General features: G+C 64.4%; 12 protein-coding genes. 8 read left to right on the forward strand and 4 right to left on the reverse strand.

Translation table 11 applies throughout. From position 1 onward, the window contains the following. Positions 1 to 52: 52 nt before the first annotated feature. From O6W96_RS07915 to thrS, 3 genes are all read right to left on the reverse strand, one after another. Positions 53 to 2,968 carry a TonB-dependent receptor gene (locus O6W96_RS07915; protein WP_353469036.1) on the reverse strand — a complete coding sequence of 972 codons (2,916 nt, stop codon included), beginning with the start codon at positions 2,966 to 2,968 and terminating at the stop codon, positions 53 to 55. A 564-nt stretch (positions 2,969 to 3,532) separates the two neighbouring features. Beyond that, positions 3,533 to 4,063: a translation initiation factor IF-3 gene (gene infC, locus O6W96_RS07920; protein WP_031396176.1), complete on the reverse strand. Its 531-nt coding sequence runs from the start codon at positions 4,061 to 4,063 to the stop codon at positions 3,533 to 3,535. Between the two features lie 100 nt (positions 4,064 to 4,163). Next, positions 4,164 to 6,155, reverse strand: coding sequence for a threonine--tRNA ligase (gene thrS / locus O6W96_RS07925; RefSeq protein WP_353469037.1), 1,992 nt, complete (start codon positions 6,153 to 6,155; stop codon positions 4,164 to 4,166). A gap of 276 nt (positions 6,156 to 6,431) precedes the next feature. Here thrS and O6W96_RS07930 point away from each other — a divergent pair, with 276 nt between their 5' ends. Further along, a complete protein-coding gene (locus tag O6W96_RS07930) occupies positions 6,432 to 6,887 on the forward strand; it encodes a hypothetical protein (protein WP_353469038.1) in 456 nt (151 codons plus the stop codon). Between the two features lie 154 nt (positions 6,888 to 7,041). Here the strand turns inward: O6W96_RS07930 and O6W96_RS07935 are convergent, their stop codons facing one another. Next, positions 7,042 to 7,857, reverse strand: a complete 816-nt coding sequence (locus O6W96_RS07935) for an LD-carboxypeptidase (protein WP_353469039.1) — start codon at positions 7,855 to 7,857, stop codon at positions 7,042 to 7,044. Between the two features lie 52 nt (positions 7,858 to 7,909). Here O6W96_RS07935 and O6W96_RS07940 point away from each other — a divergent pair, with 52 nt between their 5' ends. The 7 genes from O6W96_RS07940 to O6W96_RS07970 all read left to right on the forward strand — a co-directional run bounded on the left by O6W96_RS07940 (position 7,910) and on the right by O6W96_RS07970 (position 12,625). Continuing rightward, the gene (locus O6W96_RS07940) at positions 7,910 to 9,307 is read left to right on the forward strand and encodes a UDP-N-acetylmuramate--L-alanine ligase (protein ID WP_353469040.1); all 1,398 of its coding nucleotides are present in this window, start codon (positions 7,910 to 7,912) and stop codon (positions 9,305 to 9,307) included. A gap of 24 nt (positions 9,308 to 9,331) precedes the next feature. After that, on the forward strand, positions 9,332 to 9,586 hold the full coding sequence (locus O6W96_RS07945; protein ID WP_353469041.1) for a DUF6356 family protein: 255 nt from the start codon (positions 9,332 to 9,334) through the stop codon (positions 9,584 to 9,586). A gap of 214 nt (positions 9,587 to 9,800) precedes the next feature. Continuing rightward, positions 9,801 to 10,217 (forward strand): hypothetical protein, encoded by a 417-nt coding sequence (locus O6W96_RS07950; protein ID WP_353469042.1) that lies wholly within the window; start codon positions 9,801 to 9,803, stop codon positions 10,215 to 10,217. Then, on the forward strand, positions 10,214 to 10,417 hold the full coding sequence (locus tag O6W96_RS07955) for a helix-turn-helix transcriptional regulator (protein ID WP_353469043.1): 204 nt from the start codon (positions 10,214 to 10,216) through the stop codon (positions 10,415 to 10,417). Before O6W96_RS07950 ends, O6W96_RS07955 begins: the two co-directional genes overlap by 4 nt. A 10-nt stretch (positions 10,418 to 10,427) precedes the next feature. Further along, on the forward strand, positions 10,428 to 11,198 hold the full coding sequence (locus O6W96_RS07960) for an alpha/beta fold hydrolase (RefSeq protein WP_353469044.1): 771 nt from the start codon (positions 10,428 to 10,430) through the stop codon (positions 11,196 to 11,198). Further along, positions 11,195 to 12,016: a hypothetical protein gene (locus O6W96_RS07965; RefSeq protein WP_353469045.1), complete on the forward strand. Its 822-nt coding sequence runs from the start codon at positions 11,195 to 11,197 to the stop codon at positions 12,014 to 12,016. Before O6W96_RS07960 ends, O6W96_RS07965 begins: the two co-directional genes overlap by 4 nt. Before the next feature lie 192 nt (positions 12,017 to 12,208). Next, on the forward strand, positions 12,209 to 12,625 hold the full coding sequence (locus tag O6W96_RS07970) for a VOC family protein (RefSeq protein ID WP_353469046.1): 417 nt from the start codon (positions 12,209 to 12,211) through the stop codon (positions 12,623 to 12,625). Positions 12,626 to 12,627: the final 2 nt, after the last annotated feature.

Below are 12,627 nucleotides of genomic sequence, written 5' to 3' on the forward strand. Positions count from 1 at the left end.
GAAAAAGCCCGCCCGCAGCGAACTGCGGACGGACTTTCATTCAGTCACCCGATCAGAAACGCGAGCGCAGCGTCAGGCCGTAGGTGCGTGGCTCGGCGAGGAATGCCGAGTAAAGCGCGTTGCCGGTGCCGCCGAAGCGCTGCACGTTTGCCGAAGAGCCCGCACCCTGGAACGGCGTGTTGAACGCCACTTGGATGTAGTTCTTGTTAAACACATTCTGAGCCCAGAATTCGAGCGCCCAAGCCTGGTCCTTGCCACGCAGGCCGACGCGGGCGTTCACCAGCGCGAAGCCATCCTGCTTCTTCTCCGGTGCCAGATCCGAGCCGGTGTTATAATCGGACGTCAGGCGGCTATCGATATAAAACAGGCCAGACATACCGTTCGCGCCAATATCCGGGGTCCAGGCGAACGACGTTGTAACGACGTTCTTGGGGGCATTCGACAACTGGCTGCCCGGCAGCAGGAACAGCGCGCGGTCGAGTGCCTCTCCGGTCGTCGAGCTGCCGATCAGGTTCTTTCGGAAATGCGTGTCGGCATAGGTATAGCCCGCGGTGAACGTGACCTGCTTGATCGGCGATATCGTCGCTTCGAGCTCGACACCCTGCGAAATAACTCCAGGCTTCTTCGAGCGGTTCGTTGGGCAGGTGCCGGTCTGTGCACCGGTGACGGGATTGAAGCCGTTGTCGGTGTCGAGGCCGTTGAGATTGTCCTTACACGCCTCGATATTCTGCACGACGAAGATAGAGCCGTTGAAGGTGTTCAGCTGGAAATCGGTGAATTCTTCGCGGAATGCAGCGACGTTTAAGGTGAAGCCGCGCGTGTTGAACTTCGCACCGATCTCGTAGTTGTTCACCTTCTCGGCGTTGAAGCGGAGACCCGCTGCATCGGCGTTGCTGCGCCCCGAGAGCACACCGTTGACGCCGCCCAGATCCGAACGATCGAGGTTGTAGCCGCCGGCCTTGTAGCCTTTTGCGTACGAAGCATAGGTCAGCAACTTGGTGAACGGCTTCCACGACAGGACCGCAGTGCCGGTGAACTCACCGTCGCCAAAGCTGTCGTTGAGGCTGAGCGCATTCAGCGCAGGGCTGGAGTTGCCTGTGCAGGTCAGCGTGACGATACCCTGCGCAAACGCGGTCGCGCCACTCTGCGACATGGTCAGCGGTGCCAGGGCGGCCTGCTGGATCGGGCAGACAGTGTTGTTGTTGTTGAACTTGGCGTTGAACTTCTTCGTTTCATGCGTGTAGCGAAGACCGCCCGTCAGCGACAAGGTATCGGTCAGGTGCAGGATATTGTGCGTGAAGAACGCGTAGTTCTCGCTCTTCTGGCGATAGATTGAGCCTGCGTCGCCGACGCTGTTCACGCCACCGCCGAGACCGACGCCACCGGTCAGACGGTCAAGCGCCGACGTGATCAACGGACCCGCAACGGTGCCGAACGCACCATTCAGCGTTGCCCGTCCGGCAGCGCTCAAGCAACCCGGATTGTTCTGGTTCTGGAGCGCGGCAACCGGGCTGACCGTCGCGACGAGGCGGCAGGCGGCGAACTGCCCGTATTGCGAACCGAACGACGCGTTATCGACGAGCTTCAGCTTCTCGTTCGAATAGAAGCCGCCGACCAACCAGTCGAGCTTGTCGTTGAACAGCGAACCCTGCAAGCGTGCTTCCTGCGTGAAGGTCTTGAACTGACGATACGCGTTGCCGTCGTCGGCACGGTGGGTCAGATCGATATTGGTATAGTCGATGTCGCTTGCGTTGCCCGACTTGTACTCGCGGTACGCGGTGATGGAGGTAAAGGTAGCGCCGCCCAGATCCCAATCGGCCTGTAACGAACCACCGTAATCCTTGGTCAGGTTCCGATAGGTCTGGCCGGGCGTGACGGCGACCTGACGGCTGTACGGATCGGGCGTGTTGCCGGCCAGCGGGAACACTGCGCCTTGGCGACGCAGGATATCGACGATGCGGTTCGTCGTGTTGTTGGTGACCGCGCCATCGGTGTTGACCGTGGCGAAGAACGGCGCGACGCCGGCTGCGTTCGGGGTGGGATCGGTCGTCTCGACCTGGTTGTAATAGACCGCGCCGCAGCAGCTTTCCTTGCGGTGCGAATAGTCGCCAATCAGGCGGAAGCTCAAGGCATCGGTGGGCTTGAACAACAACTGGCCGCGGACGAAATACCGATCGCGGTCGTTGACACGGCTCTCGCTGCCGTTGGCCGCCGTGACGTTCTTGTAGAACCCGTTGCGATTCACGTAGACGCCGTCGACCCGGAAGGCGAGCTTGTCGGCGATCAGCGGGCCGGTGATGCCGCCCGCAAGCCGCTTCTGGTCGTAATTGCCGTAGGTCGCCTCGGCGTTGCCATGCCAGTCGAACTCAGGCGAGCGCGTGATGATGTTGATCAGGCCTGCGGACGCATTGCGACCGAACAATGTGCCCTGAGGTCCACGAAGCACTTCGACGCGGTCGATTTCGCCCAGTTCGTTGAGGCCAACGCCCGTACGGCTGCGATACACGCCGTCGATGAACACCGCGACCGAGCTTTCGAGGCCGGGATTGTCGCCCACCGTACCGATCCCGCGAATACGGGCAGACGCGTTCGATTCGTTGCCGGTCGACGAGATCAACAGCGACGGCGCGAGCTGGTTCAGCGAGCGGATATCGCTGCCGCCTGAATTCTGGAGCGCTTCCTGGCCGACGGCCGACACCGCGATCGGTACGTTCGACAGACGCTCGGAGCGACGCGTCGCAGTAATGACGATGTCGCTGGCGTTACCACCCGTGTCGGCCGCGGCACTGGCTGCGCGCGTCGTGTCGGCATCGGTAGCACCATTGGTCTGGCCTGCGACCGATGCGTTTGCAGTCCCTTGCGACGGCGTGGCCTGTGCCTCGACTGTGGAAGTCGCCTGCTGAGCGAAGGCCGGCGTGACGATCGCCGCGGTCGCAACGGCGGACAACAGATATGCGGTCATACGCATCGGCATTCTCTCCCTAGACGTGTTCGAATGTTTTCGAACTTATGGTTTGGACGTTAGGTAGAGATACATGGCCATGATCGTCTAGCGATTTCCGCATACGGAAAGAGATTTTTGAACATTGTGTCTCCAAATCGCCACAGAGCGACAGACAGCAAACCCTAGTTTCGAAATGCAACTTTTCAGGAAAGTAACGGTCATTCGCATGCCATGCTAATCGTGCTGCGACGTCCGCAGTGCGCCGCGCCCGTGAATCTGGGGTAGCGCGAACGGCAGACCGTAGGCGCGTACCTTGGCCTCCAGCGAAAGCGAGGGTCCGGCTTGGATCGCTGCCTTCGTGGGAAACACCGCTACCGCTCTACTGGGAAACGTGCGGTCTCTGGCCCTCACTCTTCACATAGCGAGAGCCGCCGCCCCGTCCGTCTTCCGTTAGGAGAAGCAGATGGCGAAGCCGGCAATGGGTGAGGACGCGCTACGAGCGTGGCAGATGTGAAAAAGGCCGGCTAGTCCTGTCGGACTGGCCAGCCTTTCGAACGTCACATCGTTGCGGCCGAAGCCGTATCGCCATTACTTAGGTGCGAGCACCATCAGCATCTGGCGGCCTTCCATGCGCGGATACGCCTCGATCTTGGCGATCTCCGCGACGTCGTCCTGAACGCGCTTCAACAGGTTCATGCCGAGCTGGCCATGGCTGAGTTCGCGACCGCGGAACCGCAGCGTGATCTTGACCTTGTCGCCCTCGCCGATGAAGTCGTTCACCTTCTTCATCTTGGTGTCGTAGTCATGGTCATCGATGTTCGGACGCATCTTGATCTCCTTGATCTCCTGCGTCTTCTGCGACTTGCGTGCGAGGTTGGCCTTCTTCTGCGCCTCGTACTTGAACTTGCCGACATCGAGGAACTTGGCGACGGGCGGATCGGCGTTAGGCGACACTTCGACCAGGTCGAGGCCATGCTCAGCTGCCTGCTCAATCGCTTCGCGCGTGTACATCACGCCCAGATTCTCGCCCTCGTGATCGATCACGCGGACCTTCTGGCTCTGGATGAATTCGTTGAATCGCGGGCCGTTCATTGCGGGCGTCTGCATCGGCCGGCGCATCGTGGGAGGACGTATGGGGTTTGCTCCTGAAGTTTCTGACGAAGTATTTGGGCCGGCCTATAGCGCAGAAACGCCCGCGCGGAAAGCCGGCCCCGTTGGATCACATATCGGGTGCGCGCGCCTCGTCCGCAAGACGTGCGATCGCTTCGTCGAGCGTCAGGATGGTCTGCGCCTGGCTGCCGAGCGTGCGCAGCGCGACCTTGCCCTCCTCGGCCTCGCGCTTGCCGACGACCAGCAGGTTCGGCACCTTCGCCAGCGAATGCTCGCGCACTTTGTAGTTGATCTTCTCGTTGCGCAGATCCGTCTCGATGCGGATGCCCGCCGCCTTCAGCTTCGCCGCAACCTCAAGTGCATAATCGTCGGCATCCGACACGATCGTCGCGACGACCGCCTGCACCGGCGCGAGCCAGAGCGGGAAGCGGCCGGCATGGTGCTCGATCAGGATGCCGATGAAGCGCTCGAACGTACCGAGGATCGCGCGATGCAGCATCACCGGGCGATGCCGTTCGCCGTCCGCGCCCACATACGACGCATCGAGTCGCTCGGGCAGCACGCGGTCCGACTGGATTGTGCCGACCTGCCACGTCCGGCCGATCGCGTCGGTCAGGTGGAATTCGAGCTTCGGAGCATAGAACGCACCCTCGCCCGGCAGTTCCTCGAAGTTCGCCTTGATCGTGTCGCTCAGGCCCGACTGCATCACCGCCTCGCGCAGTTCGGCCTCTGCCTTGTCCCACATCGAGTCTTCGCCGAACCGCTTCTCGGGGCGCAGCGCGAGCTTCACCGCGTAATCGTCGAAACCGAGGTCCTTGTAGACGCTATCGAGTAGCTCGCAGAACTTGCGCACTTCCTCGACCAGCTGATCCTCGCGGACGAAGATATGCGCGTCGTCTTGCGTGAACTGGCGGACGCGCATGATGCCGTGCAGCGCGCCGTGCGGCTCGTTGCGGTGGCAGCAGCCGAACTCCGCCATCCGGATCGGCAGGTCGCGGTACGACTTGATCCCCTGCTTGAAGATCAGCACGTGTGCCGGGCAATTCATCGGTTTCAGCGCCATCAGGTCGCCTTCACCCGACAGCACGGCGCCCTCATCCTCGACGTTCGGAATCTCGTCCGGCACGACGAACATGTTCTCGCGGTACTTGCCCCAGTGGCCCGACTGCTCCCACTGCTTGGCGTCCATCAGCTGCGGAGTCTTGACCTCGGCATAGTCGGCAGCATCGAGGCGACGCCGCATGTACGCCTCCATCTGGCGCCAGAGCACGAAGCCCTTGGGATGCCAGAACACCGAGCCCTGCGCTTCGGACTGGAGGTGGAACAGGTCCATCTCCGCGCCAATCTTGCGGTGATCGCGCTTGGCGGCTTCCTCGAGGCGGAAGAGATGCTGATCGAGCTGCTTCTTGTTGAGCCAGCCGGTGCCGTAGATGCGGCTGAGCATCGCGTTCTTCTGATCGCCACGCCAATACGCGCCAGACACGCGCGTCAGCTTGAACGCGGCAGGATCGAGTTTGCCGGTCGACGCCATGTGCGGCCCGCGGCACATGTCGAGCCACTCGCCCTGACGGTAGATCGTCAGTTCCTCGCCCTCGGGAAGTTCGGCGGCCCACTCAGCCTTGAAGCTCTCGCCCTGCTGCGTCCAGCGATCGATCAATTGCTGACGCGACCAGACCTCGCGCAGGAACGGCTCGTTCCGGGCGATGATCGCGCGCATCTCGGCTTCGATCGCGGGCAGGTCCTCGTCGGTGAACGGGCGGTCTTTCGGCGCGAAGTCGTAATAGAAGCCGTCGTCGGTGGCAGGGCCGAAGGTGATCTGCGTACCTGGGAACAGGTGCTGCACCGCCTCCGCCATGACATGCGCGAGGTCGTGGCGAACGAGTTCGAGCGCATCGGCCTCGTCGCGCGCGGTCACCAGCGCGAGCGCGGTGTCGCCCTCGAACGGCCGGTTGAGATCGCGCACCTGCCCGTCGATGCGCGCGGCGAGCGCGGCCTTGGCGAGGCCCGGGCCGATCGCAGCGGCGACATCCGCGGGGGTAGTCCCGGGCGCAACCTCGCGGACGGAACCGTCGGGCAGCGTGATTCGGAACATTGCAGACATGGGAGACTTTCTCTCGGGATGACGTGCGCGGACCGATCCGCGCACGGCGTGTATATAAGGTGATACGCGCACAGGGCTACTCCAGACGGACATGCGCCGGACTGGGGAGTGTCTGGGCGTTTTGAGAGAGTGCTATGCTGGGTCTGCTGATGATGCTGTCCGCCGCTGCCGCGCCTGCTGCGCCTGCTGCGGGCCCTGCTGCGACCTGCTGCGACCTGCTGCGACCTGCTGCGACCTGCGCGCCCGCGGTTGGCGGCCTGCCGCGACACGAACCAGTTGATCACGGCGCCAGCGTTCACCGCGGCAGTCCGGCGGTTCATCGGCAAGCGCAAGGCGTCGTATCTTTATGCGAACGGCGATGTCACGGATCAGCAGATCGAGGTGCTGCATGGGCCGCCCGACGAACCGACCCGGATCGGGGCGCTGTACCGCTTCACCGCGTGCCGGGCGCATAGTTGTCCTGAGAAGGGCGCAGCGGTGCTCGATCCGGCCGGAAAGATTGTGGCGCTGGCGATCCTGTATTCGCCGTGCGCGACCGCCGACACGCGCGACTGCAACCGGCGCGAGGATCTGGTGGTGTTCATGCGGGAGCGGGAGCGGTTGCAGCGGGTGGAGGTGGTGGCGAATCTGCGCCTGGGCGGTGGAGCAGGCGGCGGGGAGCTATACGCTGCCGGGTCAGCCGAAGGTGCGGTTCAGGGGATGCAGGTGATCGATCCGGCGGCGGCGCGGTGAAGCGTAATTCGGGAAAGAGCACCACCTCCGCGGAGGCCGGGGCCTAGGTGGGGAACGTCGCTAACGGAGGGCGCGCTCGGTTACCTCCACCTTTCCAACTGGGCCCCGGCCTCCGCCGGGGTGACGCTAGCTATTTTGAGATGCGAGGCTCCGCTCAAATCAACCCGAACGGCACCACATGGTTCGCCTGCGTATGCCCGACCTCCGCCCGCCCCAGATACGGCACCCCCATGTCCCGCGACCAGCGGATCATCATGTAGTCGAGCGTCTCGCCCCAGGGCGGATCATTCTCCTGCACCGCGGTCACCGCACCCAGCCGCAGCCCCGCGATGCCCTTCAACTGCGTGGCGTTGGCGACTTTGAACAGCATCCGATCGATCGCGTACATCGGCTCCGACACCTCCTCGACGATCAGCACGTGATCAGTGAGATCAGGCAGCCACGGCGTGCCGATCAGCGAGGTCAGGATGCTGAGGTTGAATGCGGCCGACGGCCGCCCGTCTAGCCCCGGCTCCAGCCCTGCCCGATCGCCGTGCACCATCCAGCCTAGCGACCGTGCGACCGTCGCCTCGCCGTCATGTCGGTTGACGTCGCTGACCATTGGCCCGTGCACCGGCCGCCCGATCCGCCGGGCATATAGCGCGCCGAGCAGGAACCCGACGTCCGAATAACCGAGATAGGTCTTGTGCCGCGCGGCACGGCCGAGCTCGGGCATGACCATCGCCAGGATGCGGTTCGCGCCATAGCCGCCGCGTAGGAACCAGAGCGCATCGAATCCCGGATCGTTGGCGTATTCGAGGAACGCCCCTGCCCGCCGAAAGTCCGAGCCAGCGAAATGGCCGTCGGTCTCCAGGCATTGCGGGTGGAAGACCAGCTCGACCTCGGGGAACGCGCTAGCCGCATACGCGGTGATCTTGGCGATCGCCGCGGGATTGGTCCGGCTCGACGCGGCGAGGACACCGATGCGCATTGTTCGTGTTCCCGACCTTGCCCCGTTACCAAACCGCCCATATCGCGGGCCGATGGATATCAGCAAACCCTGTTTCTTCGTAGGCATCGGTGGCTCGGGCATGATGCCGCTCGCGATGATCCTCGCGGGGCGCGGCGCGACCGTCGCCGGCTCCGATCGCAACCTCGACCAGGGCCGCGTACCTGCCAAGTTCGACGACCTTGCCGCGAAGGGCGTCGCGCTGTTCCCCCAAAACGGCAGCGGGATCGTCTCGGCCGACCAGCTCGTCATTGCCTCCGCGGCGATCGAGGCGACCGTGCCCGACATGATCGCGGCGGACGCTCTGGGCTGCACGCGCTCGTCCCGCGCGGCGATGCTGGCGTCACTGTTCAACGACAGCCGGTTGCCGATCGGCGTCGCGGGGACGAGCGGCAAGTCGACCGTAACAGGCATGATCGGCTGGATACTCCATGCGGTCGGGCGCGATCCGACGGTGATGAACGGCGCGGTGATGAAGAACTTCACCACCCCCGACGCGCCGTTCGCCAGCGCGCTGGTCGGAGAGGGTGATGCGTTCGTCAGCGAAGTAGACGAGAGCGATGGATCGATCGCCGGCTATGCGCCGAAGATCGCGGTGCTCAACAATGTCAGCCTCGACCACAAGTCGCTGGAGGAACTGCGCGTACTGTTCGGGGACTTCATCGCGAAGGCCGAGACGGCGGTCGTGAATGCCAACGATCCCGATGCGGCGGGCCTCGCCTCTCGCCTGCCGCGCGGTCAGATCACGACGTTCGCGATCGATGCGTCGGCAGATCTGCGTGCCGAGAATTTGAAGCCGGAGCCGTTCGCGATCCGCTTCGACATCGTCTCGCGCGGCGTACGGACGCCAGTGAAGCTTGCCGTCCCGGGTCGCCACAACGTGTCGAACGCGCTCGCTGCGATCGGGGCGGCGATGGCGGCGGACGTGTCGCTGGCGGATGCGGTGAAGGCGATCGCGGGATTCACGGGTCTGCGCCGCCGCTTCGATCTGGTCGGAGAGGCGGGCGGGGTCGCGGTGATCGACGATTTCGGGCACAACCCGGACAAGATCGCCGCGACGCTCGACACGCTTCACGCGTTCCCGGGGCGACTGCTGCTGTTCTTCCAGCCGCACGGCTATGGCCCGTTGAAGGTGATGGGCCGCGAACTCGTCGCCACCTTCGTCGAGCGGATGGCGGCGGACGACGTCCTCGTCCTCCCCGACCCTGCCTATTACGGCGGGATGGTCGCGCGGGAGGTCACCAGCGCGGACATCGTCGCGCAGATCGTCGAGGGTGGGCGCGATGCCCGGCACATCGCCGACCGCGCGGAGGCCGCCGCCGTGCTGGTGGCCGAGGCACGACCGGGCGACCGGATCGTGGTGATGGGCGCGCGCGACGATACGCTGAGCATGCTGGCGGCGGGGATGGTCGACGCGCTGGCCGCCGGCTGATACAGAGCAGGCAGGAGACTGCCGATGTTCCGCCGCCTGTTCCTCGACCATCCCGCCACCGTCGGCGAAAGCTATGCCGAGCATTTCGGCGTCGCCGGACGCTTCGGCATGACGATGATCAAGGGTGGCCTCGGTGCGCTGATCCACGCCTTTATCCCCGCGCTGTGCAAGACGCGCGGAAGCGACACGGTCGCCGAACTGCACCGCCAGATGGTGCTGAAGCGCGGCGCGGTCGCGGCCGACCAGACGCAGATGAAGACGGTCGAATTCATCATCTGACGATGCCAGGCGAGCCCGCCGGCTTTCCAAAGGTTACGATAAGGTCACACCTGGAACGCATTCGTGCGCACCTGACACGTGCGTCTAGCTGACGTGCGCGCCTGTCTTTTTGTAAAGGTCGGTTGACTCTAATCTCTGGCGCAGTGTAAAGCACACTTGTCCTATCTCTGGCGCAGTGTAAAGCACACTTGTCCTAAAACAGGGAGACCGTTCCGTGCTGACCATGCGACAAGCCAACCGCCGCTATCTCACTCGCTTCATCCCCAGCATGACCTGTTATGCGGTGTTCCTGTTGGGATCGAACATGGTCGAGGCTGCCTATAAGCCGACCGGGACCGCGCTCATCGCTCTGGCGATCCTCCCCGCCCTGCCGATCATCGCCGTCATCTGGGCGATGGGGATGGCGATCGTCGAACAGCCGGACGAGTATGTGCGGGCCAAGCTGATCCACGCCATGCTGATCGCGACCGCATTGATGCTGTCGGTCATGACGGTATGGAGCTTCCTCGAGGATACCGGCGCGGTGCCGCACAAGCCCGTGCATCTTGCCTTTCCCCTGTGGTGCGCCGGCTTGCTGCTTGGCCAAGCCTGGCTGTGGTCGCGCGACCGGTTCGCCGGTCATGAGGCATGAAGAACCGGCTCAAGATATTACGCGCCGAGCGCAACTGGAGCCAGGGCGACCTTGCCGAGCGGCTCGAAGTGTCGCGGCAGAGCGTCAATGCGATCGAGACGGGGCGCTACGATCCGTCGCTGCCGCTGGCATTCAAGATCGCCGAACTGTTCGAGCAGGCCATAGAAGACATCTTCACCAGTCCCTCAAAGACGGTCTAAAGCTGGCGGCATGACCGATATCGCTCCTGCCGCCCCCGCCCCGCCCCCCTTGAATACGCCGCCCGTCAAGGAACGCCCTCGCCTCGCCTACCACCATAGTCCCGGCACCGGCCCGACGATCGTATTCCTGTCGGGGTACGCATCCGACATGACGGGGACCAAGGCGGTGACGCTGGGGGCGTGGGCGAAGTCCGAGGGGCGCGCCTTCCTGCGGTTCGATTATGGCGGCTGCGGGCAGAGCGAGGGCGCGTTCGAGGACCAGACGCTGGTCGACTGGCGCGACGACGTGCTGGCGATGATCGATGCGCTCGTGGAAGACTCCGCGATCCTCGTCGGGTCGTCGCTCGGCGGGTGGCTGATGCTGCTGGCGGCGAAGATGCGGCCCGATCTCGTAAAGGGGTTGGTCGGAATCGCGCCGGCGCCGGACTTCACCGACTGGGGCTTCACCACCGACGAGAAGATGGCGCTGCTCACCAATGGCCGGATCGAGCGCAAGAACCCTTACGGCCCCGAGCCGACGGTCTACACCCGCGCGTTCTGGTCTTCGGGCGAAGCCAACCGGCTGATGTTCGGCGAGATCGCCTTCGACGGCCCGGTGCGGCTCGTCCAGGGCCAGCGCGATCCGGACGTGCCGTGGCACCGTACCGCGCGGCTCGCCGAGCTGTTGCGTTCAGCGGATGTGCAGACATGGCTGGTCAAGGACGGCGACCACCGCCTGTCGCGCGATCCCGATATCGCGCTCATCATCCGGGCGGTCGAGGATGTGATCGCCGCCTTATGATCCTTACGCTGCTGCTCGCCGCTGCTTCCGTTCAAGCTGGCCCCCTTCAAGCTGGCCGCCGTCAAGCTGGACCCGTCGATGCGCAGGAGGGGCGGTTTCGGCAATGCGTCGCGCTGACCCAGACAGATCCGGCGGCGGCGCGGGCCGAGGCCGGGCGCTGGCGGATTTCGGGCGGGCGGTATTTCGCGCGGGAATGCGCGGGAATCGCGTTTGCGGCAGAAAAGAGCTGGCCTTCGGCGGCGGGCGAGTTCGAGGAGGCGGCACGCGAGGCGCAGCTTGCCAAGGACGCGCGAGCGGCGAATTACTGGGCGCAGGCGGGCAATGCCTGGCTCGCTGCGGCGCAACCGGCCAAGGCGCGGACGGCGCTCGATTCGGCGCTGACGGCGGGGACGCTGACCGGGTTGCCGCTGGGTGAAGCACAGCTGGATCATGCGCGGGCATTGGTGGCGATAGGCGATCTGGAGTCTGCGCGGACCGATATCGATCTGGCGCTGACCAATGCGGCGGACGATCCGCTCGCGTGGCTGTTGTCGGCGACGCTGGCGCGGCGCGAGGGAAATCCGGCGCGGGCGAAGAAGGATATCGGCGAGGCGTTGAAGCGATCGGCGGACGATGCTTCGGTACAGCTGGAGGCGGGAAATATCGCTGCGCTGGCGGGCGACGAGACCGGGGCACGCGCGGCGTGGGGTCAGGCGGCGCGGTTGGCGCCGGATACGCCGGTGGGACGGAGTGCGGTTACGGCATTGCGGCAGTTCGACGGGCAAGGCACGGCTCCTCGTCCCAGCGCTCCGAACAGCGGCGCTCCGATCGGCCGCTAGCGCCACCACCCCGGCGGAGGCCGGGGCCCAGTTGGAAAGGTGGTTGTAACGAAGCGCCGTCCTTAATCAGCAACGTCCCATCTGGTCCCGGCCTTCGCCGGGGTGGTGGCTTTATGCCCCCCAGCAGTTGCAGCCCTTTCCCCCCACGGCCCCCATCCCTATCTGCGCTTCCGAACAACCCTCGGAGCCAGCATGAAATATCTCCACACGATGATCCGCGTGACCGACCCGGCGAAGACGATCGCGTTCTTCGAGACGCTGGGCCTGAAGGAGGTCCGCCGGATGGAGAACGAGAAGGGTCGGTTCACGCTGATCTTCCTGTCGGTCCCCGGCGACGAGGATGCGGAAGTCGAGCTGACGCACAATTGGGATCCCGAGGAATATGGCGAGGGTCGCAACTTCGGTCACCTCGCCTACCGCGTCGACAACATCTACGACACGTGCCAGCGGCTAATGGACTCGGGCGTGACGATCAACCGGCCGCCGCGCGATGGCCACATGGCGTTCGTGCGGACGCCGGACAACATCTCGATCGAGCTGTTGCAGGCGGACGGCGCGCTCGATCCCGCCGAGCCATGGGCATCGATGCCGAACACCGGCAAGTGGTGACA

It is taken from the genome of Sphingomonas faeni (genome assembly GCF_040407495.1).
Taxonomy (GTDB): domain Bacteria; phylum Pseudomonadota; class Alphaproteobacteria; order Sphingomonadales; family Sphingomonadaceae; genus Sphingomonas; species Sphingomonas faeni_D.

What these genes read in the sequence shown, in the direction of transcription:
- O6W96_RS07955 (WP_353469043.1), top strand. Translation starts at nt 10,214, where the DNA reads ATGAAGAACCGGCTCAAGATATTACGCGCCGAGCGCAACTGGAGCCAG.
- O6W96_RS07915 (WP_353469036.1), bottom strand. Translation starts at nt 2,968, where the DNA reads ATGCGTATGACCGCATATCTGTTGTCCGCCGTTGCGACCGCGGCGATC.
- O6W96_RS07940 (WP_353469040.1), top strand. Translation starts at nt 7,910, where the DNA reads ATGGATATCAGCAAACCCTGTTTCTTCGTAGGCATCGGTGGCTCGGGC.
- O6W96_RS07960 (WP_353469044.1), top strand. Translation starts at nt 10,428, where the DNA reads ATGACCGATATCGCTCCTGCCGCCCCCGCCCCGCCCCCCTTGAATACG.
- O6W96_RS07935 (WP_353469039.1), bottom strand. Translation starts at nt 7,857, where the DNA reads ATGCGCATCGGTGTCCTCGCCGCGTCGAGCCGGACCAATCCCGCGGCG.
- O6W96_RS07970 (WP_353469046.1), top strand. Translation starts at nt 12,209, where the DNA reads ATGAAATATCTCCACACGATGATCCGCGTGACCGACCCGGCGAAGACG.
- O6W96_RS07945 (WP_353469041.1), top strand. Translation starts at nt 9,332, where the DNA reads ATGTTCCGCCGCCTGTTCCTCGACCATCCCGCCACCGTCGGCGAAAGC.
- thrS (WP_353469037.1), bottom strand. Translation starts at nt 6,155, where the DNA reads ATGTCTGCAATGTTCCGAATCACGCTGCCCGACGGTTCCGTCCGCGAG.
- infC (WP_031396176.1), bottom strand. Translation starts at nt 4,063, where the DNA reads ATGCGCCGGCCGATGCAGACGCCCGCAATGAACGGCCCGCGATTCAAC.
- O6W96_RS07965 (WP_353469045.1), top strand. Translation starts at nt 11,195, where the DNA reads ATGATCCTTACGCTGCTGCTCGCCGCTGCTTCCGTTCAAGCTGGCCCC.